The organism is Cellulomonas sp. Leaf395 (genome assembly GCF_001424125.1).
GTDB lineage: Bacteria > Actinomycetota > Actinomycetes > Actinomycetales > Cellulomonadaceae > Cellulomonas.
On the sequence record NZ_LMQI01000001.1, the window covers coordinates 734,333 to 760,052 of the forward strand.

Here is a 25,720-nt window from a genome sequence, read left to right on the forward strand (position 1 = left end):
TCCTGCGCGTCGTGCCGGTGTCTGTCACGTTCATCGCTCGCCCACCCGGAGCACCTCGCCCAGCCGGTCCCGCCGACGGACCGCCGACTCGACGCCCACCGCGACCGCGAGAGCGCCCAGCACCACCACGGTCGCCCCGACGATCGGGACCCAGGTGACCTGCAGCGCTGCCGCCGCCGGGTGGCCGGTGAGCAGGTCGAGCCCCAGGGCACCGGTGAGCACCCAGGGGACCGCGATACCGATCGCCGTCCCGGCGAGCACCGCGGCGAGCGCCAACGGGGCCAGCTCACCGAACGTCATCGCGCGAGCGGTCCGCGCGTCCAGGCCGAGCGTCCGCAACGCCGACAGCGTGCGGCCGCGCTCGCGACTCGTCGCCACGACGGTGAGGACCAGCCCCAGCACCGCGTAGCCCGCGAGGACCAGACCGGTCGCCACGAGCAGGGCCAGCATGCCCGCGTTGAGAGGCGACGCCCGCCACGTGCTCAGCCACTCGTCGTGCTCGGTGACGGTGATGCCGGGCGTGTCGGTCAGTCCCGCGGCACCGACGGCCGCAGCCGCCCCGGGGCCGTCCACCCAGGTCGTCGTGCTGACCAGCTCGTCACCCGATGCTGCGCTGAACGCACCGCGATCGACGACGACGACACCGTCGGCTTCCGACAGCGTCGAGGACGCCGACGGCACGACCGGCGGATGGTCGGCGGTGCCGACGACGCGGAGGCCGACGAACGCCTGAGCTCCCATGAGCGCCGGTGTGATGAGCGCCGCCGTGCTCTGCAGCGACGGCGAGATCAGCGCCGGGACGCCGTCTCCGCTCGCGGACCCGAGCTCGGCCAGGCCGGGGTCGATCGGGCGGTCGTGGGCGGCGAGGATCTGCGCGAGGTCGGCCGAGTCCACGAGCAGCACCTGCGCCTTGACCCCGCTGGACCGGCCGAACGTCCGCTCGCTGAGGGCGGTGGCCCCGGCGACGCCGGTCACGCCGGGTGCGTCCCGCAGGGCGGCGACGACGGACGGGTCGAGAGACCCGTCGACGCGGACCTGGGCTCCGACGACGATGTCCGCGGCGGTGCGCTGACCGGTGGTGACGGTCACGGCCGTGGTGCCGCAGAAGACGACGAGGGCGATGGAGATCGTCAGGCTGAGCAGCGGGACCCGGGTGCCGGACGTGCGGCCTGCTCGGGCGGTCGCGACCACAGGCACGAGCCCCCGTCGACGGGACGCGATCCCGGACAGGGCGCGCAGAACGGGCGGGAGTGCCCGGGCGACCAGGACGGTCGCGGCGCAGGCGAGCAGCACCGGTGTCGCGGCCAGGAGGAGGTCGACGCCGCCCGTGGCGGTCTGCACGAGCCCACGTCCCCGCGCAGACACCAGCGCAGCGGCGGCGATCGCGACGATCGCGAGCTCGGCGGTGAGGCGGCGCACACGGCGCCGGCCGAGCACACGCTCGCGGTCTGCGCGGTTGGCGGGCAGTCGGCGGCCCGTCCACGCGCCGGCCACGACGACCGCCGCAGCGATCGCGGGCGCGGCTGCGGCGACCACCACGATCACCGCAGCTGTCACCCAGCTGCCCCGACGGTCGGGCACGACCAGCCACGCGAGGGCGACGCCGACGGCGGTGGCGAGGGCGACGAGCGGCACGCTCTCCATCAGCGCACGCAGGGCGACCGAGGCGATCGACGCCCCACGGGCACGCTCGGCGAGCAGGAACGTCTCGCGACGGACCACCAGCAACCGCGCGGCCAGGACGAGCGCGAGCGCCCCCACCGCCGCGAGGCCGACGAGCAGCACCGACGTCTGAGCCGTCGCGCCGAGGAGGCGCGCGTCGGCGGCCCGCAGCACGATGTCGAGCGAGCTGTCGACCGACGGTGTGCGCCCGTCAGAACCCGTCAGCGGACCCGGCCGGGCGATGATCCGCGACACGTCGCGAGCGACCGCCCGGGTGTCCGTGGCGCGCAGCTCGGCCGGGTCGGCCGGGAACCGGAAGGACATGCTGGTCGACTGACCCGACTGCATCGCGAGCATCGCATCGGGCAGCGAGGCGTCGGAGGCGAGCAGACCCGCGCGGCCGAGGACCTCGGCGACAGCCGGCGGGGGTTGGAGGTCGAGGAGGTCCGCGTAGGTCGACCACACCGGCGACGTGGCGTCGACGGGCTCGTACAGACCTGTCACGACGGCCACGACGTCACCTCGGGTCGGCCCGGTGAGCGGCAGTCGCTGTCCGACGGCGAGGCCGAGCCGGTCCGCGGCAGCGGCCGACACCCCGACCTCGACGAGGCGCGGATCCGGCGAGCCCACCTGGTACTCCGGCGACATGCGCGGTTCGATCCCCGACACCCACCGGACGACGGGCTCGGTCGTCGTCGGTGTGCCGAGGTGCACGAACCGGGTGGTCACCAGGTCGTCTGCGAGTCGCGCGCCGAGCTGCCCGCTCTGGACCGCGGTCACCACGGGACCCGTCACGGCTTGGACGGACGCCGGCAGGGACTGTTGCATCACCGTCGCAGCGTTCGCGGCCAACGTTGCCGCGTTGTCGACGCGTGCGGGCTGACCGTTGGCCTTGACGCCGCCCAGCCCGGGTCCCCGGCCGAACACGGTCACCACGTCCGCAGCCGTTCCGGCGTCCCGGACCGCGCCCTGCACGCCCGCGTCGGCGGTCCGCAGCACGACCCGGGGAACGGCCAGCGCGATGAGCACCGTGACGGCCAGCACAACCGCGGCCAGCGCGAGCAGCCCGGCGTCCTGGCGGCTCCGTCGGCGTGCGACGAGGACCGCGTCCCCACTGGTCGAGCGCCAGGTCGTCGCGGCCCGGGCGCGGATCGTGGTCGTGGTCATCGCTCGTCCCCCAGCCGCAGGAGCTCGCCAGAGGCTCGGCGCAGCAGCGAGTTCGTGGTGAGTGCGACGGCACCGCCGACCAGCACCACGAGCACGACGACCAGCGTCGCCTGCGTGAACCACGGCCACTGCACGATCACCACGGGAACGGGCCGCCCGCCCTCCGCGGACACCGTGACCAGCGGGGAGACCACCTGGCTCAGCACCGCGCCGAGGGTGAGTCCGGCCACCAGGCCCAGCACACCGAGGATCCCGTGCTCGACCAGCACCGACCGGACGAGGCCGGACCGCGAGGTGCCGAGAGCCTGCAGCCTGGCCAGCTCGAGCCGGCGGGTGCGCACCGCGACGGTGGCGCTCATGGCGAACCCGGCGACCGCGAGCGTCACGGCGGCGACCGTCACGATCCACAGAGCCGCCTGCACGCCGATCCGCAACGGACCGTCGGTGGCCACCGCGCGGGCGGTCACGCGGTCGACGGCCACGCCGAGCTCCTCCTGGCGGATCTGCTCCATCAGCGCAGGGGCGCTCGCGTCGGCGACCTGGAGCCACCACTCGTCGAGCAGCGGGCTCGTCGACGAGCCGAGCAAGGCCGCGCGCGTCAGCAGGTCGCGGTCGACCAGCACCGCCGCGCCCGTCGGCAGGCCGGGCAGGTAGGCAACCTCCCGCTCGACGACCACCGGGACGCGGACACCCCCCAGGTCGAGCTCGAGCTCGTCGCCCACCTCGACGGCGAACGCGGCCATGAGCGTGTCGGTCACGACGGCCGGGAGGGGCCCCGGCAGGGGGAACGTCGCGGCGGCGAACCCGGTCCGACCGAGGAGGACCTCGAGACGGTCGAGCCCGCCCGAGACGCGCAGGACCTCGTCGTCGGTCCTGGCCGACAGCAGGGGCCGGTTGTTGTTCTCCTGCAGCGCGCCCTGCACGGTCCAGGGGGCGGCGGTGAGCACGACCGGGGTGACGGTGTCCGTGGTGGCTCCTGCGGGTCGTTCGACGGCACGCAGGTCTCGGACGGTCACGTCGAGCCGCGCGTCGGACACTCCGCCAGCGAACGCGGTGCCGGGGTCGGTGGAGTCGGGGAGGAGCTGCGCGACGATCCCGACCAGCGTCAGGCCGGGGGCGGTGGCCGGCAGCGTGGCAGCGACGTCGTCGGCCGTCCCGACGACCGGGATCGGTGGCAGCTCCACCGGGGTGCGGGTCCCGAGCGGGTCCTCCACGACCAGGCTCACCAGGAGCACTCCCGCCACGGCGGGGGACAGGTCGCTCTCGATGTCGACGAGGAGGCTGCTGGGGGAGCCGGCGAGCGCAATACCGGTCGCAGGTTCGGTCGGGTGCAGCGGAGCCGCGATGGTGTCCCACGACGGCGAGATCCGGCCACGCAGGAGGGCGTCGGACTGCGTGGTGTCCAGCGCGAGGAGGTCGACGCTGCGACCACGGCTCTCGTCCGGGGTGTCGGCGGGATGTCCCACGATCGCCGACCGGAACGTCACCGGGCTGCTGGCCTGCGCGTCGGCGAGGTCGTTGACGGCGCTCGCCTGGGTGATGCCCGAGCCGGCCATGCGGTCCAGGCGCACGTCGGTCCCGACGGCGAGGTCGACCTGGTCGCCCTGGGACGTCCGCCACGTGCTGAGGAAGGCCTGCGAGAACGTGCCGACCGCCAGTGCGAGCGTGAGCAGGAGCACCGCGCCGGCTGCTCGCCCGGGCCGTCGACCGACCTCCCACGCGGCGAGCGGCGACACGAGTGACCGGCTCCGGGCCGCCATCCGCTCCCCGGTACGCGCGACCAGGGGCAGCAGCCGCAGCGCCAGGACGGCACCGGCGAGCAGCACGAGGGCAGGTGCGACGACCAGCACCAGGTCGAGTCGTCCGGAGCCCGCATCGAGGACCGGCGAGCGGTAGGCGCGGAGCTGCCACACCGCGAGCCCCGCCAGCACCAGGAGCGCGAGGTCGGCACCGGAGCGCGCGAGCCCGCCGCGACGGTCCTGCCGGACCAGCTGCTGCTCGGCGTCGACGACGCTGCCCCGGCGTCGCAGGAGCGGTCCGAGGAGCACGCCGGCGAGCACGAAGGACGAGACGGCGCAGGTGATCCACAGGGACGGGGGGCGACCCGGGTCGTGGTGCAGCCCCGCCTCGTCGAGGGGACCCACGGAGGTGATCGCCTGGAACAGCAGGCCGGCCAGCCACGGAGACACGAGCGTGGTGACCAGGGCGACCGCTGCCGCCTCGAGCGCTGCTAGTCCCAGCAGCTGCCGCCCGGACGCTCCGCGCGACGACATGAGGGTCTGCTCGGGCGCTCGGCGGTCGGCGAGCAGGCGCGCGGCGAGCAGGAGGACGGTGACCGCGAGCACGACGAGCATGAGGCCGACGATGACGAGGCTGACGCGGGTCACCGCCAGGTTGGCCTGCGCCACGTCGATCGTCGTGGCCAGCCGTGAGGTGAGCACGCCCGAGGTGGTGACGTCGTCGGTGGCGCCGACCAGGGCGGCCTGAGCGGTGTCGAGACGGCCGCGCAGGGCGGCGATCGCTCCCGGCGGGCTGTCCACCAGCTGGGGGGATGCGATCAGGGTCGCGATCCCGACCGAACCCGGGTCGGTGAGGGTGCCCGGCGCGACGACGAACGGTCCCCAGGCGTCGGTGGCGAGGAAGCCGAAGCTGTTCGGCACCGGGTACCGGGGATCGTGCTCGGCGCCCAGCAGCAGGTCGTGGGTCCAGACGCCGGCCGGGCCGTCGAGGTCGTGGATCCCGACGACGACCACCGTGCTGTCGAGGTACGTGGAGTAGCTCTTCACCGGAAGCTCGCTGCCGAGAGTCCATCCGTACGCGTCGGCGGCGACCTTCGGGACGGAGACCTGGACCCGTCCGCTGTCGTCGCTCGCGGTGGTGGGCCACGCGCCGGCCAGCAGCGTCGCGTTCGACGGCACGTCGGGGTAGTCGGCCAGGTACGCGAGCGGCTTGATGCGACCGTCCTCGCCGGTGAGCTGGTACATGGGGGACGTCAGCCACTCGGTCCGCGTCGACGGGACCTCGCCCAGGAGCTCGTCGAGGTAGGCCTGGCCGGCCGCGGTGGCGCCGACCGGGCCGCCGCTCTCGAGCCTGAGCTCCGCGTCGATGTCGGTGGCCGTCGCCGGTGCCCGGGTCAGGGCGGTGTCGAGGGCGCGGGTCTCGCTGGTGAACAGCAGGAGGGCGAACGTGCCCAGGAGGCTGGCCCCGATGAGGGCGACGGCCACGACCGTCGCCAGGAGCGTCCGCTGCGCGGTGGCGCGGTGGCGCAGGACGCGCAGGCTCCAGCCCATCTGACCTCCTCGTCCCCGAGCGCAGGCGCGACCGATGTCGGACGGCAGTGCGCGGCCCGGTGATCGTATGGGAGCCGCGCTGGACGAGTGGGAGCGATCCCAAAGTTGTGATCGAACCGATACGAACGGGCTAGCCATGGCACATTCCCAAGGGTATATTCCGATCGGAATAATTGCCCTGGAGGTGGAGAAGTGGCCGAACTCTCGGCTGTCGCGGTGCTCGTGCTCGGACTCCTGCACGAGCAGCCGATGCACCCGTACCAGCTGCACCAGACACTGGTGGAGCGCGGCGACACCCGGATCGTCCGAGTCAACCCCGGCGCGGTCTACCACGGCGTCGAGCGGCTCGGACGCGACGGCCTGGTCGAGGTGGTCGGCACCGACCGCACCGGCAAGCGCCCGGAGCGCACGACGTACCGGATCACCGACGCCGGCCGCGCCGAGTTCGCTACCCGGCTCACGAGCCTGCTCGGCGACGAGCACCCCGCCTACCCGCTCTTCACGGTCGGCCTGGCCGAGGCCAACGAGCTGCCCGCCGACGCGGTCGTCGCGCAGCTGGTCCGTCGACGGGACCGCAAGGACGCCCACCGGGACCGACTCGCCGCGTCCTACGACTCGCTCTCCCGGCTCGGCCTACCCCGGCGCTACCTCCTCGACGTCGAGCACGACCTGGCGACCCTGCGCGCCGAGATCGACTGGCTCGACCGCACCATCACCGAGCTGCAGACCGGCGCACTCGACTGGACCAGCCCGATCCCCGACTCGTTCCACGACGCAAGACGCGCACAGCGCGCCCTCGATCCACTCCCGAAGGACAACTCATGAGCTCTGAGCAGCCTCGCGCGCTCGTCGACCTGCACGGACGCAGTCCGTGGAGCATCCTGCCCGCCCTCTGCCTGGGCTTCTTCATGATCATGGTCGACACCACGATCGTGAACATCGCCATCCCGTCGCTGGTCTCGGCGTTCGACGCCGACCTCACCGAGGTCGGCTGGGTGAACAGCGCCTACCTGCTGACGTTCGCCACTCTGCTGCTGGTCACCGGCCGGTTGGGTGACCGGTTCGGGCCGCGACCCGTCTTCGTCCTCGGGCTCGTCGTCTTCACCGTGACGTCGCTGCTCTGCGGCCTGTCGGGGTCGATCGAGATGCTCATCGCCGCCCGTGCGCTCCAGGGCGTCGGCGCCGCGCTGATGACGCCGCAGACGATGTCGATGATCACGCGGGTCTTCCCGCCGCAGAAGCGTGGCGCGGCGATGGGGCTGTGGGGTGCCGTCGCCGGCATCGCGACCATCACCGGCCCGGTGCTCGGCGGTCTGCTGGTCCAGACCGTCGGCTGGGAGTGGATCTTCTACGTCAACATCCCCGTCGGCGTGGTCGCGCTCGTGCTCGCGCTGCGGACCCTGCCCACCCTGCCGACGGCCAACCGGTCGTTCGACGGTGTCGGCGTCCTGCTGTCCGTGCTCGGCATGTTCCTCGTCGTGTTCGGCATCCAGGAGGGGGCCACGTACGACTGGGGCACCATCACCGGACCGATCACCGTGTGGGGCGTCGTCGGCGCCGGGGTGCTCGTGCTCGTCGGCTTCGTGCTCTGGCAGCGCCACCGCGGCAGCGACGCGCTGCTGCCGCTGACCCTGTTCCACAGCCGCAACTTCTCGCTGTCCAACGTGGCCGGCGGAGCGGTGACCTTCGCGATGATCGGCATCTTCTTCCCGTTCACGCTGTTCCTGCAGGAGGTGCTCGGCCTGAGCCCGCTGGACGCGGCGCTCGTCGGGCTGCCGGGCTCGCTGCTGTCCGGCGTCGTCGCCCCGTTCGCTGGGCGGCTGTCGGACAAGGTCGCCGGTAAGTGGGTCGTCGCCAGCGGGTTCGCCATCCTCTGCGTCGCGATCACCTGGCTCGCGCTCGCCGTCCAGCCGGACGCGCCGGTGTGGCACCTCGTCCTGCCGATGACCCTCTTCGGCATCGGCACCGGTGCGCTCTTCTCCCCGCTGGCCAACCTGGCCACCTCGGGCCTGGACGGCCGCACCGCGGGCGCCGGCGCGGGAGCGTTCAACACGACCCGGCAGATCGGCGGCGTCATCGGCTCCGCCGCCATCGTCGCGATGCTCACCTCGCGGCTCGCGGTCACCATCCCGGCCGCCGCCGAGGCTGCCGCCGACCAGGTGCCCGAGCAGTTCCGGCAGTCGTTCGTCGACGGGTTCGCGTCGGGGAGCTTTGCCGGCGGGGCAGCCCCGCAGCTGCCGTCCTCGGTGCCGACCGACGTCGCCGCGCAGATCGGGCAGGTCGCGCAGCAGGCGGTGCACTCCGGGTTCGCCACCGCGGTCTCGCAGACGATGCTGCTCACGGTCGTCGTGCTGGTGCTGGGGCTGGTCTCCAGCCTGGCCATGAAGGGCGGCCGCCCGGTGCACGCCGCCCCCGAGAAGGTCGCCGTCACGGTCTGACCGCCGCGACGAAGGCCCCGGTCCGTCGACCGGGGCCTTCGTCGTCCGCTCAGGCGTGCGGCGGCCTCGTCATGCTCAGCACGTCGAGCGCGCTGTCCAGCTGCTCCTCCGTGACCTCGCCGCGCTCCACGAAGCCGAGGTCGATCACCGCGGCCCGCACCGTGATCCCGTGCTTGACGGCGTGCTTGGCGATCTTCGCGGCGGCCTCGTACCCGATCACGCGGTTCAGCGGCGTGACGATCGACGGCGACGACTCGGCCAGCGCGCGGGCGCGCTCCACGTTGGCGACGAGCCCGACCACCGTCTTGTCCGCGAGCAGCCGCGACGCGCTCGCCAGCAGCCGCACCGACTCGAGCACCCCGGCAGCGATCACGGGGATCTGCACGTTGAGCTCGAACGACCCGCTCGCACCGGCCCACGCGACGGTGGCGTCGTTGCCGACGACGCGCGCGGCGACCATGAGCACGGCCTCGGGGATCACCGGGTTGACCTTGCCGGGCATGATCGACGAGCCCGGCTGCAGGTCGGGGATCGCGATCTCGCCCAGGCCGGTGTTCGGGCCGGAGCCCATCCAGCGCAGGTCGTTGCAGATCTTGGTGAGGCTGACCGCGATCGTGCGCAGCGCCCCCGACATCTCGACCAGCCCGTCGCGCGAGCTCTGCGCCTCGAAGTGGTCGCGCGCCTCGGTGAGCGGCAGCCCGGTGTCCTCACGGAGCAGTGCGATCACGCGCTGCGGGAAGCCGGCTGGGGTGTTGATCCCGGTGCCGACCGCGGTGCCGCCCAGGGGGACCTCGGCGGCGCGGGGGAGCGCCGACTCGAGCCGCTCGATGCCGTACCGGACCGCGGCCGCGTAGCCGCCGAACTCCTGGCCGAGCGTCACCGGGGTGGCGTCCATGAGGTGCGTGCGGCCGGACTTGACCACCTGCGCCCACTCGACGGACTTCGCCTCGAGCGCCTCGGCCAGGTGCCCCAGCGCGGGGATCAGGTCCCGCACGACGCCCGCCGTGGCGGCCACGTGCACGGACGTCGGGAACACGTCGTTCGACGACTGGGACGCGTTGACGTGGTCGTTCGGGTGCACGTCGCGCCCGAGGCGCCGCGTCGCCAGGGTGGCGAGCACCTCGTTGGTGTTCATGTTCGAGCTGGTGCCCGAGCCGGTCTGGTAGACGTCGATGGGGAAGTCACCGTCGTGGGCCCCGCTCGCGACGTCGTCAGCGGCGGCGACGATGGCGTCCGCGACGTCCTGCTCCAGCACGCCCAGCTCGGCGTTCGCGCGGGCGGCGGCCTTCTTGATGCGGGCGAGCGCCTCGATGTGGCTGCGTTCGAGGCGGTTGCCGGAGATCGGGAAGTTCTCGACCGCTCGCTGGGTCTGTGCGCGGTAGAGGGCGTCGAGCGGGACGCGCACCTCACCCATCGTGTCGTGCTCGATGCGGAACTCAGAAGTCATGCGTGCCATCCTGCCGCACGCCTACGCCTCCACGTCCCCCAGCGACTCCGTCATGTGCACGGTCCCGTCCGCCAACGTGTACTCGAGCCCGACGATCGCGACCCGCCCGTCGCTGATCGAGTCCGCGAGCGAGCGCGAGTACCCCTGCAGCATCTGGACGGTGTGTCGCACGTGCTCCTGGCCGAGGGCCGCGGGGTCGAGGGTGTCGAGGGCGCCCAGACCGCCGCCGGCGAGGTTGACGATGCTCGGGATGACTCGGTCGACGATCGCGCGCACGAACCCGCTGGGCAGCTCGCCCGTCGTCAGAGCGGCCGTCGCGGCGGCGACAGCTCCGCAGCTGTCGTGTCCGAGCACGACGATCAGGGACGCACCGAGGACGTCGACGCCGTACTCGATCGACCCGATGACCGTGGTGTCCAGCACGTGGCCGGCGGTGCGGACCACGAACACGTCGCCGAGGCCTTGGTCGAAGATGATCTCGGCGGCGACCCGGGAGTCCGAGCAGCCGAAGATCACCGCGAACGGGTACTGCGCGACGCTCACCTCGGAGCGGTGGTCGACGCCCTGCGAGGGGTGGAGCATCTCGCCGCGGACGAATCGCTCGTTCCCCTCGCGCAGGGCGGACCAGGCTTCGGCGGGTGTCGTGGGACGTGGCACGAGGCCATCGTCGCAGGTCCGGCGCCCGCTCGGCAGCGCGTGTTCAGCACACGGGTATCGCTCTTCCACTGGCGCGCCACCGCCAAACGGGTGTAGCCCTTGGAGGGTGAGGCGTCGAAGCCTCGGTTCGGAGGTGCTCCGTGCGACGACGCTCACGGGTGCTCGCCCTCGCTGTGGGGGTGGGGCTCGTCGCTCCGTTGGCAGCCTGCGCAGGGTCCGGTTCCGGAACACCGGTGCTCACCTGGTATATCAACCCGGACGACGGCGGACAGGCCGAGATCGCCAAGCAGTGCACGGAGGCAGCGAACGGCGAGTACTCCCTGGAGGTGTCGGTCCTGCCGCGCGACGCCAGCGCCCAGCGCGAGCAGCTGGCCCGACGACTGGCCGCCAAGGACTCGTCGATCGACATCATGAGCCTGGACCCGCCGTTCATCGCCGAGATGGCCGAGCCGGGGTTCCTGGCACCGGTGCCTGACGATGTCGCGCAGAGGGTGACGCAGAACGTCGTCGCCGGGGCGCTCGCCGGGGCGACGTGGGACGACGAGCTCGTGACCGTCCCGTTCTGGGCGAACACGCAGCTGCTCTGGTACCGCAAGTCCGTCGCCAAGGCGGCGGGCCTCGACCCGGAGACGGCCCCGGTGACCTGGGACCAGATCATGACCGCGTCCAAGGACCAGGACAAGTACCTCGGCGTCCAGGGCACCAAGGCGGAGTCCCTCACCGTGTGGATCAACGCGCTCGTCGCGTCCGCCGGCGGGACGATCATCGAGAACCCCGAGGCTCCGGCGGACGAGATCACGCTCGGGCTGGAGAGCCCCGCGGGTGAGGCCGCCGCGACGATCATGGGCACGATCGGCAAGGAGAACCTCGGTGGGCCGGCCCTGCCGACGGAGGACGAGGGGGCTTCGCTGTCGATCTTCCAGGGCGACAAGGGGTCGTTCATGGTCAACTGGCCGTTCGTCTGGTCCGCCACGAAGGCGGGCGTCGAGGACGGCACGTTCGACCAAGCCCTGCTCGACGACATCGGCTGGGCGCTGTACCCGCAGGTCACCGCCGACCAGCAGACCGCCCCGCCCTACGGCGGGATCAACCTCGGCATCGGGGCCTTCAGCAACTACGTCGACCTCTCCTACAAGGCCGCGGAGTGCATCGTCACCCCCGAGCACCAGGCGCAGTACTTCGCGACGAACGGCAACCCGCCGTCCAACACGACGTCCTACGACGACCCCGCCGTGAACGAGGCCTTCCCCATGGCGGACGTCATCCGGGAGTCGCTCGAGCTCGCTGTGCCGCGACCGCAGACGCCGTACTACAACGAGGTGTCCACGGGCCTGCAGCAGACCTGGCACCCCCCGAGCGAGGTCGACCCCGAGACGACGCCCGCGGAATCGACGGACCTGATCACCGCCGTGCTTCGAGGGGAGCAGCTGCTATGACCACGGTCGCCGACAAGAAGCCGGACCTGCGCGACGCCGCGGCGAAGGCCGGCCGCAGCGACCGCGCGAGGTCCGAAGCCCGCCTCGGGTGGCTGCTCGCGGGGCCCGCGTTCGTCGTCATGCTCGCCGTCACGCTGTACCCGATCCTGCAGGCCTTCTACGACTCGCTCTTCAACTTCCGGCTCACCGCGCCGGACGACAGGAGCTTCACCGGACTGAGCAACTACTCCGTGGTGCTCACCGACCCTCTCTTCTGGCAGGCGCTCGGCGTCACCGTGTTCATCACGGTGACGACGGTGATCGTCGAGCTGCTCCTCGGGTTCGGGCTCGCGCTCGTCATGCACCGGGCCATCACGCAGCTCCGCGGTCTGCTCCGCACGGCGATCCTGGTGCCGTACGGGATCATCACCGTGGTCTCGGCCTTCGCGTGGTTCTACGCGTTCGACATCAACTCGGGGTACATCAACCACTGGTTCGACTGGGTGCCCGGCATCAGCCCGGACCTCAACTGGTTCGCCCAGCAGGGCACCAGCCTCTTCGTCATCATCATGTCGGAGATCTGGAAGACCACCCCGTTCATCTCGCTCCTCCTGCTGGCCGGCCTCTCCCAGGTGCCGACCGAGCTCGAGGAGGCGGCGGAGGTCGACGGCGCCACGTGGTGGCAGCGGCTGACGCGCGTCGTGCTGCCGAACATGAAGGCCGCGATCATGGTGGCGGTCCTGTTCCGGGCCCTCGACGCGTTCCGCATCTTCGACAACGTGTTCATCATGACCAACGGGGCCAACGGCACCGAGGTGCTGTCTCTGCTCGCCTACCGGACCTCGATCGGACGGCTGGAGATCGGACTCGGCTCCGCGATCTCCGTGCTCCTCTTCCTGTGCGTGATCCTGATCTGCTGGGTCGCGGTCAAGCTCTTCAAGGTCGATCTAGCCGGCGGCGCGAGGGGGGCGGGCTGATGAAGCAGCTGTCCACGAGGGCCAAGTGGGCCTGGGCCCTCATCACGATCTTCGTGCTGGCGTACGCCCTCTTCCCGATCGTCTCGATCTTCGCGACGTCGTTCAAGCTGCCGAGCCAGCTCAACCTCGGACTGTTCTGGCCGAAGACCTGGACGTTCGTGAACTACGAGGAGATCCTCGCGCCAGGCGGCTCCGCGCAGACGCTGTTCCTGTCCTCGCTGCGCAACTCGATCGGCATCTGCCTGATCGCCACGGGCATCGCCGTCGTCCTGGCCACGCTCGCGGCCTACGCGATCGCCCGGCTCGACTTCCCCGGCAAGAGGCTGGTCCTGCTCACGGCGCTCGGCGTCTCGATCTTCCCGGTCATCTCGATCGTCACGCCGCTCTTCAACCTGTGGCGCAACATCGGCCTCTACGACACCTGGCTCGGGCTGATCATCCCGTACCTCTCGCTGACGTTGCCGATCTCGATCTGGACCCTGGCGGCATTCTTCCGCCAGATCCCGTGGGAGCTCGAGCAGGCCGCCCAGGTGGACGGTGCGACCACCTGGCAGGCGTTCCGCAAAGCCATCGTGCCGCTCGCGGCGCCCGGCGTGTTCACCACCGCGCTGATCGCGTTCTTCATCGCGTGGAACGACTTCGTCTACGGCATCTCCCTGACGTCGACCGACCGCGCCCGACCCGTGCCCGCCGCGCTGGCGTTCTTCACCGGCGCCTCGCAGTTCGAGGAGCCGACGGGGTCGATCTCCGCCGCCGCCATCATCGTGACCATCCCGGTGGTCATCCTCGTGCTCCTCTTCCAACGCCAGATCGTGTCCGGCCTGACCCAGGGCGCCGTCAAGGGCTGAGTCCCGCGCACAGCCCGTCCCACGAAGGAGATCCGATGGCCGCCATCACCCTCAAGGACATCGTCAAGCAGTACGGCGACGGCTTCCTCGCCGTGAAAGGCGTCAGCCTGGACATCGCCGACGGCGAGTTCGTCATCCTCGTCGGCCCGTCCGGCTGCGGGAAGTCGACGCTGCTGCGGATGATCGTCGGCCTCGAGGACATCACCGCGGGCGAGCTGACCATCGGCGGGGAGCGGGTGAACGACAAGGCGCCCCGCGACCGGAAGCTCGCGATGGTGTTCCAGAACTACGCCCTGTACCCGCACCTCACGGTGTTCGAGAACATCGCCTTCCCTTTGCGCCTGCAGAAGGGGCAGTTCACCGAGGAGCAGGTCACGGCGAAGGTCGAGTTCGCGGCCAAGACCCTCGAGCTGCAGGACCACCTCCAGCGCAAGCCCGCGAACCTGTCAGGCGGCCAGCGGCAGCGCGTCGCGATGGGCCGTGCCATCGTCCGTGAAGCCCAGGCCTTCCTCTTCGACGAGCCCCTGTCCAACCTCGACGCGAAGCTGCGCGGCCAGATGCGCACCGAGATCGCCCGCATGCAGCGCCGCCTCGGCACGACGACCGTCTACGTCACCCACGACCAGACGGAGGCCATGACCCTCGGTGACCGCGTCGCGGTGCTCCGCAAGGGCGAGCTCCAGCAGGTGGCCAGCCCGCGCGGCCTCTACGAGCAGCCCGTCAACCTCTTCGTCGCCGGCTTCATCGGCTCCCCACCCATGAACTTCCTGCCGGGCGAGATCAACGGGTCGACTATGCGCCTGCCCTTCGCCGACGTCCCGATCTCCGCCGACCTCGCCCGCAAGCTCGGCGGCAAGAACATCGTCATCGTCGGCATCCGCCCCGAGCACTTCGAGGACGCCAACCTGCTGGAGGAGTCGAAGGTGTCGTCCGGCGTCACCTTCACCGCGCCCGTGGACGTCAGCGAGTGGCTCGGCTCGGAGCTCTACGCCTACATCCCGTTCGAGACCAACCCCGACGTCGCGACGACGCTCGAGGAGCTCGACCGCGACCTCGACGGCGAAGGTCTGCGCACCCAGCTCATCGTCACGCTCGGGTCCGAGACAAAGGTCCGCGACGGTGACGAGGCGAACCTCTGGTTCGACCCCGCGCGCATGATGGTGTTCGACCCCGAGACCGGTGAGAACCTCACCTGGGACGCCGAGGCCGCGAAGACGGTCGACGAGGAGAACGAGGCCGACCGCAAGGCGTCGCTCGAGCGCGCGCAGGCGCGCGAGAAGGCCCGCGCCTGACGTCCGTCCCCTGACCGGCCTTGGGGCCGGGGCGCGTCAGCCGAGCTCAGCGAGGCGGGGCGGGTTGGCGCCCGCGCGCGACACCGTGATCGCCGCGATCCGCGCGCACCGCTCGAGCACGCTCTCGACCGTCGGGGCGTCGACCTCCGCCAGCGCCTGTCGACGGTCGGCCCCGAGCAGCCCCGCCGACCAGAGCCCGTCGATCAGCCCGCCCATGAACGAGTCCCCGGCTCCGACGGTGTCCGCGACCTGCACCTTCGGGGCCGTGACCGAGATCCGTGCCCCGGCGGACGTGCTCGCGAACGCCCCTTCGCCGCCGTGCGTCACGACGACGAGCGACGGCCCGGACCGGCTCCACTCCTCGGCGATCTCCGCGGGTGCGACGCCGGGGTGCAGCCACGCGAGGTCCTCGTCGCTGACCTTGACCACGTCGGCAAGCCGGACGAGCGCGTCGACCACGGGCAGAGCGTGCGCGGGCGAGCCCATGAGCACGGGCCGAAGATTGGGGTCGTACGTGATGGTCGACGTCGCGCGACTGCGGGCCACGATCTTCGAGACCGCGGCACCTCCGGGCTGCAGCACGGTCGCGATCGAGCCCGTGTGGACGACGATCGGACGGCCGGGCTCTTCGTCCCACGTCTCGGGCAGGTCCCACTCGAGGTCGAACTCGTACGACGCGGTCCCCTCGGCGTCGAGGTGTGCCGTGGCGACGGGAGTGCGCAGCGCGGACCGGTTGCCGTGCAGCACGGTGACCCCCGAGCCGCGAAGGTGCCGGCGGACCAGGTCGCCGTCCGCGTCATGACCGAGCCACGTCAGCAGGTCCACGCGCCGGCCGAGTCGGCCGAGGCCGAGGGCGACGTTCGCGGGGCTGCCCCCGGGGTGCTGCGTACGACTGCCGTCCGGGCGGGACACGACGTCGATGAGAGCCTCGCCGATGACGAGGGCACGGTCTGCTGTCGGCGTGGTCATCGCGTCTCCTCGTCGTCGGTGCTCGCGTTCGTGCGGTCCTCCGGGCGTGCCCCGCCGTCCCGCACGGCACTGAGCCGCTCGCGTGCACCGTCCAGCCACTCCTGGCACCGCGTCGCCAGCGCCTCACCGCGTTCCCAGAGCGCGAGCGACTCCTCCAGGGTGGCCGCACCGGCCTCCAGGCGCGCGACGACGGCGACGAGCTCGTCACGAGCCTCCTCGTAGCCAAGTGCCGCCACGTCGGCGTTCGGGTCGGGAGGCGGGGCCGCGGAGCCTGACGACGCGGGCGCGGGGGACTGGGACGGCTTCGGCACGGGGACAGTCAACCAGGACGCGCCCACAGTTTCGGCACGGGCCTGGTGCCTGGCGACGGGCCGGTCGCGCGGGCGGCGACGGTCAGGCCTTGACGACCTTCGCGGCGAGCTCCCCGCGCGCGACCCGGATACGCAGCGCCTCGTCCGGCGCGACGTCGCCCGGATCACGCACCACGTGCCCGTCGGACCCCTGCACGACCGCGTAGCCGCGCTCGAGGGTGGCGGCCGGCGACAGCGCCCTGACCTGCGCGGTGAGCCCGGCCACCTCGGCGCGCCCGTGCACCAGCGCGGTGTGCAGCGACCGTCGCGCACCGTCGCGGAGTGCCGCGACCCGATGCTCGTGGACGTCTACCAGCGTCGTCGGGTTGGCGAGCACCGGCCGGCTGCGCCAGTGGTCGAGCCCGCTCTGCTCCCGCGTCAGCCGCATGGTCAGGGCAGCACGAGCGCGCAGCCTGGCCTGGGTCAGCCGCGCGCGCTCCTCGCTGACGTCGGGCACGATCCGCTTCGCCGCGTCGGTCGGCGTCGACGCACGGAAGTCCGCGACCAGGTCGAGCAGCGGCGTGTCCAGGTGGTGCCCGATCGCGCTGACCAGCGGCGTCCGGCAGGCCGCCGCCACGCGCACCAGGGACTCGTTGCTGAACGGGAGCAGGTCCTCAAACGACCCGCCGCCTCGGGCGACGACGATCACGTCCACGCGCGGGTCCCGGTCCAGCTCCGCGATCGCCGCGCTCACCTCGGGCACCGCCCGCGGCCCCTGCACGGTCACGCGGCGGATCTCGAACTGCACCGCCGACCACCGGGCGCGTGCGTTGGACACCACGTCGTGCTCGGCGTCGCCCTGCTGGGCGACGATCAGCCCGACCACCGCCGGCAGGAACGGCAGCGCGCGCTTGCGCGACGGCTCGAACAGACCCTCGGCGCCGAGCACGCCCTTGAGGTGCTCGATCCGCGCGAGGAGCTCACCCAGCCCGACCAGCCGCACGTCGTCGGCGGCGAACGTCAGGGTCCCCTTCTTCGCGTGGAACTGCGGCCGGGCGTGCACGACGAGGTGCGCGCCGTCAGCCAGCTTGTCCGCCAGCCTGTCGATGGCGGAGGCCGGCGCCGTGACCGACAGGGACATGTCGAGGTCGGTATCCCGCAGCGTGAGGAAGTAGAGGGTGTTCCACCTCTTCAGGTTCAGCACCTGACCCTCGACCCACACCGGGGGCATCTTCGCGATGTAGTCCGCGATCTTGGGCGCGAGGTGCCGCACCGGCCAGGGGCGGTCAGGGGTGGTGTCCGCCGCGCGCAGCGGAGGAGGGCCGGCCGTCGCCGGGGTGCTCAAGGGGCCGGTGCTCACGCACCCAGCCTGCCTCATGGCGCCGACATCTCCCGCCCGGGCCGCATGTGACGGGGCCGTGCGGGTCGGGTGCAGGTCACACTCGCAGGTCCCCTCCGAGCAGGGCCGATGGTGCCCGCCGAACTAGACTCGGACCGTGACTTCCCCGACCGTCTCCGCCTCCGGCACGCCCGCAGGCCCGGCCACCGGCCCGAGCACCGGAGCCAAGCGCGTCCTGCTGGCGGCCCCCCGTGGCTACTGCGCCGGCGTCGACCGCGCGGTCATCGCCGTCGAGAAGGCGCTCGAGCACTACGGCGCCCCCGTGTACGTGCGCAAGGAGATCGTGCACAACCGCTACGTCGTCGAGACGCTCGCTGCGCGCGGTGCCGTGTTCGTGGACGAGACCGACGAGGTGCCCGAGGGTGCCCACGTCGTCTTCTCCGCGCACGGGGTCTCTCCTGCGGTCCACGCGCAGGCGGCGGCGCGGAACCTGCAGACGATCGACGCGACCTGCCCGCTGGTCACCAAGGTGCACAAGGAAGCCGTGCGGTTCGCGTCCGAGGACTACGACATCCTCCTCATCGGCCACGACGGTCACGAGGAGGTCGAGGGCACGTACGGCGAGGCGCCCGACCACATCCAGGTGGTGAACTCCCCGGACGCGGTGGCCGACGTGGTGGTCCGCGACCCCGACCGGCTCATCTGGATCTCACAGACGACGCTCTCGGTGGACGAGACCATGGACACGGTCCGCCGGCTGCGCGAACGCTTCCCCAACCTGCAGGACCCGCCCAGCGACGACATCTGCTACGCCACCCAGAACCGCCAGGTGGCCGTGAAGAAGCTGGCGCCGGAGTGCGACCTGGTCATCACGGTCGGCTCCGCGAACTCGTCGAACTCCGTCCGGCTGGTCGAGGTCGCCCTGGACGCGGGCGCCCGGTCGTCCTACCGCGTCGACCAGGCGTCCGAGATCGACCTCGCGTGGCTCGACGGCGTCACCACCGTCGGGGTCACGTCGGGGGCCTCCGTCCCGGAGATCCTGGTCAAGGACGTCCTCGCCCTGCTCGCCGAGCACGGCTTCGGCGACGTCCAGGAGGTCCGCACCGCGACCGAGGACCTCATGTTCTCGCTGCCCCGCGAGCTCCGCGCCGACCTCAAGGCCGCGGGCAAGGCCCCGGTCGTCCCGCGCCGCGAGGGCCGCACGTCCCTGGACGTCCAGCCCGTCTGACCAGCCGCACCGGTCGTCAGGCCGTCGTGGCGTCCGGGGTGTCGGCCGCTCGCTCTGCGCGGAGGGCGCGCTCGTCGCGGTCGGCGCGGCCGTCGAACATCACGATCAGCTCGTCGGCCGACGCCACCAGCTCGGGTGCGCTGACCGCGGACAGCTGAGGGTTCGCGGGGGCGGGCGTCGGGAGGTCGCCGTCGACCACGTGCAGGTCCGCGAACCGCCGGGCGCTGACCAGGACGCGGGTCTCCAGCGAGGACACCGTCTGGTTGTAGGCGCCGGCCGCGGAGTCGATCGCGCGCCCCAGCTTGGCCAGGTGCGAGCCCATGGTTGCGAGCCGACCGTGCAGCTCCTTTCCGAGCGACAGGACGGCCTGCGCGTTGCTGGCCAGCGCGTCCTGCCGCCAGGCGTACGACACGGTGCGCAGCAGCGCGAGCAGGGTGGTCGGCGTCGCGATGACGACGTTGCGCTCGAACGCGTACTCGATCAGCAGCGGGTCCTGCTCGGCGGCGGCGTGCAGGAACGACTCGGCGGGCACGAACATCACGACGAACTCCGGCGCCGGGGCGAACTGGTCCCAGTAGCGCTTGTCGGCCAGGTCGTCGACGTGCGCGCGGACGTGCCGGGCGTGCGCCGCGAGCCGCTCGGTGCGGACGCGCTCGTCGGTGGCCTGGGCGGCGTCGAGGAACCCGAGGAAGGCGACCTTGGCGTCCACGACGACGTTCTTGCCGCCCGCGAGCTTGATGACCATGTCCGGCCGCAGCAGCCCGTCGTCGGTGCGCACCTGGTCCTGCTCGACGAAGTCGACGTGCGCGAGCATCCCCGCGGCCTCGACGACGCGTTTGAGCTGCAGCTCGCCCCACTTCCCCCGCACCTGCGACGAGCGCAGCGCGGTGACCAGCTGCGCCGTCTCGCCCCGCAGGTGCTCGGAGGCCAGGTGCATCGCGCGCACCTGCTCGCCGAGGGCGGCCTGGCCGGCGGCACGTGCCTGCTCGGCGGTGGACAGCTCGACGCGCACCTGGTCGAGCGTGCGGGACAGCGGCTCCACCATCGCTCGCACAGCCTGCTCGCGCTGGGCGAGCTCCCCGACCTGCGTCTGGTGGTCGGCGGCGAACCGCTGGTGCGCGAGCGCGAGGAACTGGTCGGTGCTCGTCGCCAGCGCGTCGGCCGCCAGGGCACGGAACTGGTCGGCGAGCCGGTCGGAGTCCGCCAGCCGGGCCTGCGCGCCGTGCCGCTCCGCCTCCAGCGTGGCCCGTGCCCGCGCCGCCTCGAGGTCAGCCGCGCGCAGGCGGGACGACGTGAGCAGCCAGCCGGCGAGCACGCCGACGACGGCGCCGATCGCGAGTCCCAGCAGTAGTCCTGTGTCCATGCGTGCAGGCTCCCAGCACCCACCGACATCCGACCGAAAGGAGAACCATGGCGGGTCGACGGCGCCTACGGTGGTCCGATGTCGAATGCACCCGCCCTCGAGCTGCGCGGACTGTGGCGCAAGTTCGGTGACAAGATCGCCGTCTCCGGCATCGACCTCGTCGTCCCGGCCGGCTCGTTCTACGGCCTCGTCGGTCCCAACGGGGCCGGCAAGACGACGACGCTCTCGATGGCGACGGGGCTGCTGCAACCCGACTTCGGCACGGTGCTCGTCCACGGGCACGACCTATGGGTGAATCCCATCGAGGTCAAGGGCATGCTCGGCGTGCTGCCCGACGGGGTGCGCCTGTTCGACCGGCTGACCGGAGAGCAGCTCATCACGTACGCGGGCCTGCTGCAGGGGCTCGACCGCGAGACCGTCGCCGCCCGTGCGACCGACCTGCTGTCGGCCCTGGACCTGACCGCGGACGCCACGAAGCTCGTCGTCGAGTACTCCGCGGGCATGACCAAGAAGGTCGCGCTGGCGTGCGCGCTGGTGCACGCGCCCCGGCTGCTGGTGCTGGACGAGCCGTTCGAGGCGGTGGACCCGGTGTCGGCGGCGAACATCCGCGACATCCTGCGCTCCTACGTCCGCTCGGGCGGCACGGTGATCGTCTCGTCGCACGTCATGGACCTGGTCCAGCGCATGTGCGACCACGTCGCGGTGATCGCGGCGGGACACGTGCTCGCCGCCGGCACCGTCGACGAGGTCCGCGGTGACGGCAGCCTCGAGGACCGGTTCGTCGACCTGGTCGGTGGTCGCGTGAGCGGGGAGGGGCTGGCGTGGTTGCGCACCTCGTCCGCCTGAAGCTGACGCTGCTGCGCAACGCTCTGCGGCGCAGCCCCTGGCAGGTGGTCGGCCTCGTCGTCGCCGCGTTGTACGGCGTCGTCGCGCTCGCGATCGTCGTGGGATCGATGGTCGTGCTCAGCGTGCAGGAGCCCGATATCCGCGGGCTCGTCACCGTGCTCGTCGGCTCCGTGCTGATCCTCGGGTGGTGGGTGGTGCCGCTCATCGCCTTCGGCGTCGACTCGACCATCGATCCCGCACGGTTCGTCACGTTCGCCATCCCGCGACGGTCCCTGCTGACGGGCCTGGCGCTCGCGGGGGTCATCGGGGTGCCGGGCGTGGCCACGGTCGGCGCTGCGCTCGCGATGGCGGGCGTGTGGTGGCGTACCCCGACCGCCCTCGTCGTGGGCCTCCTCTGCTCCGTCCTCGCCGTGGCGACGTGCGTCATCGGTGCGCGGGCGACGACCTCCGCCGCGTCCGCCCTGGTCACGGGCCGCCGGTTCCGGGAGGTGATGGCCGCTGTCGCCGTGCTGCCGGTCATCGTCGCGGGTCCGGTCCTGGGTCGGCTGACCTCGGGCGCGGCTATCACGGCCGACGTGCTCGAGCACGTCGCTGACCTCCTGTCGTGGACCCCGTTCGGCGCGGCCTGGGCAGTCCCCGGGGACGTCGCCGAGGGGCAATGGGGTCTGGCGACAGCGCGCTTCGTGATCGCCGTGGCGACGCTCGCCGTGGTGGCCGTGGTGTGGGACCGGTCGCTCGCGCACGCGCTGGTCAACCCCGCTCACCAGAAGGTGTCGTCCAAGGGTCGCGGGCTCGGATGGTTCGACCGGCTGCCCGCCACGCCGCTCGGCGCCGTCACCGCGCGCTGCCTCACCTACTGGGCCCGCGACCCGCGCTACGCGCTCGCCGTGGCCGTTGTACCAGTGCTGGCCGTCGTGCTGTACATCGTCAGCCCCGGGGGTGGAGTGCTCCTCCTGATCGGCCCTCTCGCGGCGTACCTGATGGGCTGGGGGATCTCGGCCGACGTCGCCTACGACGGCTCCGCCTTCTGGACGCACCTCGCGGCACCCCTGCGCGGGACCGCGGACCGGCTGGGTCGCGTGATCGCCGCCGGGGCGATCGCCGTGCCTGCGGTCACGATCCTCGTCGTCGGCTCCGCGCTCGTCGCCAGCCAAGCCAACGCCATCGTCGCGCTGCTCGGACTGTCGTTCGGGGTGCTGCTCACGTCGCTCGGCGGCTCCAGCATCCTGTCCGCGCTCGTCGTCTACCCCGTCCAGCTGCCGGGCGAGAGCCCGTTCCAGACGAAGCAGGGAGCCTCGACGGCGTCGGTCGTCTCCCAGCTGGTCGGCTGGCTGGCGGTCATGGTGGTGTGCCTGCCCGAGATGATCCTCGCGCTGCTCGCCGTGCGGGGCGGGTCGGTCGCGCTCGGGTGGGTGACGCTCGTCGTCGGCGTCGTGCTCGGCGCGGTGCTCCTCACCATCGGTGTGCGCGTCGGTGGGAGGACGCTCGACCGCACCGGCCCCGGCCTGCTCAGCAAGATCATGGCGTTCGCCTGACGGAAGGCCCCCGTAGACTTCCCCGACGTGGCACTCACCATCGGCATCGTCGGCCTGCCCAACGTCGGCAAGTCCACCCTCTTCAACGCGCTGACCCGGGCGCAGGTCCTCGCGGCGAACTACCCGTTCGCGACGATCGAGCCCAACGTCGGCGTCGTCCCGCTGCCCGACCCGCGGCTGGAGAAGCTCGCGGAGCTCTTCGGCTCCGAGCGGATCCTGCCGGCGACCGTGTCGTTCGTCGACATCGCGGGCATCGTCAAGGGTGCCAGCGAGGGTGAGGGCCTGGGCAACAAGTTCCTCGCCAACATCCGCGAGGCCGACGCGATCTGCCAGGTCACCCGCGTGTTCGCCGACCCGGACGTCGTGCACGTCTCCGGTGCGGTGAACCCGAAGGACGACATCGAGATCATCGCCACCGAGCTGATCCTCGCGGACCTGCAGACCCTCGAGAAGGCCGTGCCGCGCCTCGAGAAGGAGGTGCGCGCCAAGAAGGCCGACGCCGGTCTGCTGGCCGCCGCCCAGGAGGCTGTCGCGATCCTCGAGACCGGTCAGACCCTGTTCTCGGGCGGCGCGAAGATCGAGCGCGAGTACCTCGACCAGCTGCAGCTCATGACGAGCAAGCCGTTCATCTACGTCTTCAACACCGACGACGCCGGCCTGGCCGACACCGCGATGCAGGACGAGCTGCGCGCGCTGGTCGCCCCCGCCGACGCCATCTTCCTCGACGCCAAGTTCGAGTCCGAGCTGGTGGAGCTGGAGCCTGACGAGGCCCGCGAGATGCTCGCCGACAACGGCCAGGAGGAGGCCGGCCTGGACCAGCTGGCGCGCGTCGGCTTCCACACCCTCGGCCTGCAGTCCTACCTGACCGCCGGCCCGAAGGAGTCCCGCGCCTGGACCATCCACCGGGGCTGGACCGCTCCGCAGGCCGCCGGCGTGATCCACACGGACTTCCAGAAGGGCTTCATCAAGGCGGAGGTCATCTCGTTCGACGACCTCGTCGCCGCCGGGTCGGTCGCCGCCGCCCGTGCTGCCGGCAAGGCCCGGATCGAGGGCAAGGACTACGTCATGGTCGACGGCGACGTGGTGGAGTTCCGCTTCAACGTGTGATCCAGCACGTTTGCCGAGGTCAGAGGCGACCGGCTGGTGCGCCTGTGGCGGGCCGGCGGCTGGACCGGGTATCGCCTGTCATGCTGAGTAGATGAGCGATAGTGGCACGCGGGCGATGACCTTTCAGGCGAGGCCGTCGGATGTCTTCGCGGCGCTTCAGGAGGCTGCGCGGCGCACAGGGTTCCGGTACCTGGCCGGAGACGTGAACTCGGGCACCGCGATGTTCACCTCAGGGAAGTACCTGCTGATGGTCGGCGAGAAGGTCCATGCCCGGTGGACGCAGGTGGCGCCCGGGACACTTCAGGTGACGCTGACCTCGGCGAAGTTCGGCGTCGTCGGCTTGTCGGGCCGCCGCGGTTCAGGTGTGGACCGTCTGTCCGACGAGTTGAGCGGGCTGCTTCCCCACGCCGGATAGGCGACGGCGAGGCCGATCGCACATCCCGGAAGCAGTTGCGCCGGGCCAGCCCGCGAGAGCGGGGCCACGATCGTCACGCCCCGGAGGCGCGCGCCCGGTCCGCTGCGTCGAGCACGCGGCGGAGCCCCGTGAAGTCGCGCAGCAAGATCCGCGCCAGCACGAACGTCGGCAGGAGCGCCACGAGCCGGAGCCAGTCGGCGACGTCGCCGCCGTAGTCGGCATAGATCCGCGTGCCGCCGGCGTCAGGCGTGCACTCGTACTCGACGCGGGAGTTCCACGGGGACGTCGAGTGCCACACGACCCGGCGGTCGTGCTCGACGACCTCGAGCACGTCGGTGAAATGGATCCGGAAGGGCCCGATGCGGTCGACGGCGGCCCACCGGTTCCCCACCTGCAGCGGGCCGCTGTCCAACGGGCGGCGGGAGTCGACAGCTGGCGCGAACTCGGGCCACCGTCCCGGGTCGGCGAGGTACGGGTAGACGCGCGACGGCGGGTGATCGAGGTGCACGTCGAGCGTCACGCGTCGCCACATGGGTTCCTCCGCCTCGGGGTCGCCGCGTCACACCATCGTCGGCACGGGTCGGTCGGGGTAGAGCTCCCGCATCGCGCTGTCGTATCTCCGCTTCATGAGGAGGAGATACAGGAGCCGGATCGGCGCGGGCACGTTGGCGCGGACCCAGTCGTCTCGCTCGGCCTCGGGGACGCTCGCGATCAGCAGGCCGATCTGCAACGACATGACGTCCTTCCCGAGCTCCTTGCGGTGCGCCATGAGAGTGGATCGGGTGTGCTCCTCCATGAAGTCCCACTCCTGCTGCGACATCACCTCCCCCGCGACGGGGAGGATCTCGTCCTCCTCCTGCCCGAGATGCGCGGACAGCAGGTCGCGGAGACCTTCGATGTCGGTCGCGAAGGCGTCGCGGAGCCGGGGATCGGCGGTGACCACCCAGGGCTCCAGCTGCGGCTCGATCCGCGCGAGCTGCACCGCGACCTCGGCGTGCTGCGCTCGCATCTGACCGACGTGCAGGGTGCAGGCGGGTTCGCGCGCGACCAGCCTGTCCCACAGGACCATGTCCTCGGTCTCGTGGTGCATGTGCAGGGCATAGAAGTCGAGGTGGGCGTAGCGGCCGACGACCGCCGAGCGGGCGGTGTCGCCAGGCTCGACCTCGCGCACCAGCTCGGGGAGCTCCCGATACAGCCAGCGGATGATCCGATGGACGAGGATCATCCCCGACGTGTCGCAGCCGGGGTGCTGCCCCGCAGGCAGCTGCCCGGGGGGAGGCAGTGTCTTGGCCATCCCGACCTCCACCCGATCATCGACATCGGCGTCGCGGCGCGATGGGAACGTTACTCCGACGCGCCGCGCGCCACATCACCCGCTCGCGACGGGGTTCCCAATCGGCGCGACTGCCGGTTACGGTGCCAGTAGGTCGAACGT

Annotated in this window: 21 protein-coding genes; 11 read left to right on the forward strand and 10 right to left on the reverse strand. The window is 71.8% G+C overall.

The genetic code is table 11. The features are described 5' to 3' along the window. Positions 1-30 precede the first annotated feature (30 nt). Together ASG23_RS03415 and ASG23_RS03420 are read right to left on the reverse strand one after the other, a co-directional pair. A complete protein-coding gene (locus ASG23_RS03415; RefSeq protein WP_056020011.1) occupies positions 31-2,829 on the reverse strand; it encodes an FtsX-like permease family protein in 2,799 nt (932 codons plus the stop codon). Then, positions 2,826-6,119: an ABC transporter permease gene (locus ASG23_RS03420; RefSeq protein ID WP_056020014.1), complete on the reverse strand. Its 3,294-nt coding sequence runs from the start codon at positions 6,117-6,119 to the stop codon at positions 2,826-2,828. Before ASG23_RS03420 ends, ASG23_RS03415 begins: the two co-directional genes overlap by 4 nt. Positions 6,120-6,311: 192 nt before the next feature. Here ASG23_RS03420 and ASG23_RS03425 point away from each other — a divergent pair, with 192 nt between their 5' ends. Together ASG23_RS03425 and ASG23_RS03430 are read left to right on the forward strand one after the other, a co-directional pair. After that, positions 6,312-6,944 (forward strand): PadR family transcriptional regulator, encoded by a 633-nt coding sequence (locus ASG23_RS03425; RefSeq protein WP_082515722.1) that lies wholly within the window; start codon positions 6,312-6,314, stop codon positions 6,942-6,944. Next, complete coding sequence (locus ASG23_RS03430; RefSeq protein ID WP_082515724.1) at positions 6,941-8,557, forward strand: DHA2 family efflux MFS transporter permease subunit; 1,617 nt, start codon at positions 6,941-6,943, stop codon at positions 8,555-8,557. The genes ASG23_RS03425 and ASG23_RS03430 overlap by 4 nt, the downstream gene beginning before the upstream one ends. Positions 8,558-8,606: 49 nt before the next feature. Here the strand turns inward: ASG23_RS03430 and ASG23_RS03435 are convergent, their stop codons facing one another. Together ASG23_RS03435 and ASG23_RS03440 are read right to left on the reverse strand one after the other, a co-directional pair. Then, positions 8,607-10,004, reverse strand: a complete 1,398-nt coding sequence (locus tag ASG23_RS03435; protein ID WP_056020017.1) for a class II fumarate hydratase — start codon at positions 10,002-10,004, stop codon at positions 8,607-8,609. 21 nt (positions 10,005-10,025) lie between these two features. After that, a complete protein-coding gene (locus ASG23_RS03440) occupies positions 10,026-10,661 on the reverse strand; it encodes a carbonic anhydrase (protein WP_056020020.1) in 636 nt (211 codons plus the stop codon). 140 nt (positions 10,662-10,801) lie between these two features. On the opposite strand from ASG23_RS03440, the gene ASG23_RS03445 reads away from it, so the two are divergent. The 4 genes from ASG23_RS03445 to ASG23_RS03460 are packed head-to-tail and all read left to right on the forward strand — an operon-like array spanning position 10,802 to position 15,193. Beyond that, positions 10,802-12,097: a sugar ABC transporter substrate-binding protein gene (locus ASG23_RS03445; protein WP_056020023.1), complete on the forward strand. Its 1,296-nt coding sequence runs from the start codon at positions 10,802-10,804 to the stop codon at positions 12,095-12,097. Further along, a complete protein-coding gene (locus tag ASG23_RS03450; protein ID WP_056020026.1) occupies positions 12,094-13,053 on the forward strand; it encodes a carbohydrate ABC transporter permease in 960 nt (319 codons plus the stop codon). The genes ASG23_RS03445 and ASG23_RS03450 overlap by 4 nt, the downstream gene beginning before the upstream one ends. After that, positions 13,053-13,901: a carbohydrate ABC transporter permease gene (locus ASG23_RS03455; protein ID WP_056020029.1), complete on the forward strand. Its 849-nt coding sequence runs from the start codon at positions 13,053-13,055 to the stop codon at positions 13,899-13,901. The genes ASG23_RS03450 and ASG23_RS03455 overlap by 1 nt, the downstream gene beginning before the upstream one ends. A gap of 35 nt (positions 13,902-13,936) precedes the next feature. Continuing rightward, on the forward strand, positions 13,937-15,193 hold the full coding sequence (locus tag ASG23_RS03460; protein WP_056020031.1) for an ABC transporter ATP-binding protein: 1,257 nt from the start codon (positions 13,937-13,939) through the stop codon (positions 15,191-15,193). A gap of 36 nt (positions 15,194-15,229) precedes the next feature. On the opposite strand, the gene ASG23_RS03465 is transcribed toward ASG23_RS03460, so the two are convergent. The 3 genes from ASG23_RS03465 to xseA form a co-directional block, all read right to left on the reverse strand. Beyond that, complete coding sequence (locus tag ASG23_RS03465; protein ID WP_056020034.1) at positions 15,230-16,162, reverse strand: carbohydrate kinase family protein; 933 nt, start codon at positions 16,160-16,162, stop codon at positions 15,230-15,232. After that, positions 16,159-16,473 carry an exodeoxyribonuclease VII small subunit gene (locus ASG23_RS03470; RefSeq protein WP_082515725.1) on the reverse strand — a complete coding sequence of 105 codons (315 nt, stop codon included), beginning with the start codon at positions 16,471-16,473 and terminating at the stop codon, positions 16,159-16,161. Before ASG23_RS03470 ends, ASG23_RS03465 begins: the two co-directional genes overlap by 4 nt. Before the next feature lie 82 nt (positions 16,474-16,555). Then, complete coding sequence (gene xseA / locus ASG23_RS03475; RefSeq protein WP_056020037.1) at positions 16,556-17,812, reverse strand: exodeoxyribonuclease VII large subunit; 1,257 nt, start codon at positions 17,810-17,812, stop codon at positions 16,556-16,558. A gap of 136 nt (positions 17,813-17,948) precedes the next feature. Here xseA and ASG23_RS03480 point away from each other — a divergent pair, with 136 nt between their 5' ends. Continuing rightward, positions 17,949-19,019, forward strand: a complete 1,071-nt coding sequence (locus ASG23_RS03480) for a 4-hydroxy-3-methylbut-2-enyl diphosphate reductase (RefSeq protein WP_082515728.1) — start codon at positions 17,949-17,951, stop codon at positions 19,017-19,019. A 16-nt stretch (positions 19,020-19,035) separates the two neighbouring features. Here ASG23_RS03480 and rmuC read toward each other — a convergent pair whose 3' ends face one another. Next, positions 19,036-20,382 carry a DNA recombination protein RmuC gene (gene rmuC / locus ASG23_RS03485; protein ID WP_056020040.1) on the reverse strand — a complete coding sequence of 449 codons (1,347 nt, stop codon included), beginning with the start codon at positions 20,380-20,382 and terminating at the stop codon, positions 19,036-19,038. Positions 20,383-20,460: 78 nt separating this feature from the next. Here rmuC and ASG23_RS03490 point away from each other — a divergent pair, with 78 nt between their 5' ends. The 4 genes from ASG23_RS03490 to ASG23_RS03505 all read left to right on the forward strand — a co-directional run bounded on the left by ASG23_RS03490 (position 20,461) and on the right by ASG23_RS03505 (position 24,285). Continuing rightward, positions 20,461-21,228 (forward strand): ABC transporter ATP-binding protein, encoded by a 768-nt coding sequence (locus ASG23_RS03490; RefSeq protein WP_082515729.1) that lies wholly within the window; start codon positions 20,461-20,463, stop codon positions 21,226-21,228. Next, positions 21,204-22,763, forward strand: coding sequence for a hypothetical protein (locus ASG23_RS03495; RefSeq protein ID WP_056020046.1), 1,560 nt, complete (start codon positions 21,204-21,206; stop codon positions 22,761-22,763). Before ASG23_RS03490 ends, ASG23_RS03495 begins: the two co-directional genes overlap by 25 nt. A gap of 27 nt (positions 22,764-22,790) precedes the next feature. Beyond that, entirely contained in the window at positions 22,791-23,870 is a 1,080-nt protein-coding gene (ychF, locus tag ASG23_RS03500) for a redox-regulated ATPase YchF (protein WP_056020050.1), read from the forward strand. A gap of 91 nt (positions 23,871-23,961) precedes the next feature. After that, positions 23,962-24,285, forward strand: coding sequence for a hypothetical protein (locus ASG23_RS03505; protein WP_157465503.1), 324 nt, complete (start codon positions 23,962-23,964; stop codon positions 24,283-24,285). A gap of 73 nt (positions 24,286-24,358) precedes the next feature. On the opposite strand, the gene ASG23_RS03510 is transcribed toward ASG23_RS03505, so the two are convergent. Both ASG23_RS03510 and ASG23_RS03515 read right to left on the reverse strand, forming a co-directional pair. Further along, on the reverse strand, positions 24,359-24,817 hold the full coding sequence (locus tag ASG23_RS03510) for an SRPBCC family protein (protein ID WP_056020055.1): 459 nt from the start codon (positions 24,815-24,817) through the stop codon (positions 24,359-24,361). Positions 24,818-24,844: 27 nt separating this feature from the next. Then, positions 24,845-25,579, reverse strand: a complete 735-nt coding sequence (locus ASG23_RS03515; protein ID WP_157465504.1) for a hemerythrin domain-containing protein — start codon at positions 25,577-25,579, stop codon at positions 24,845-24,847. Positions 25,580-25,720 lie beyond the last annotated feature (141 nt).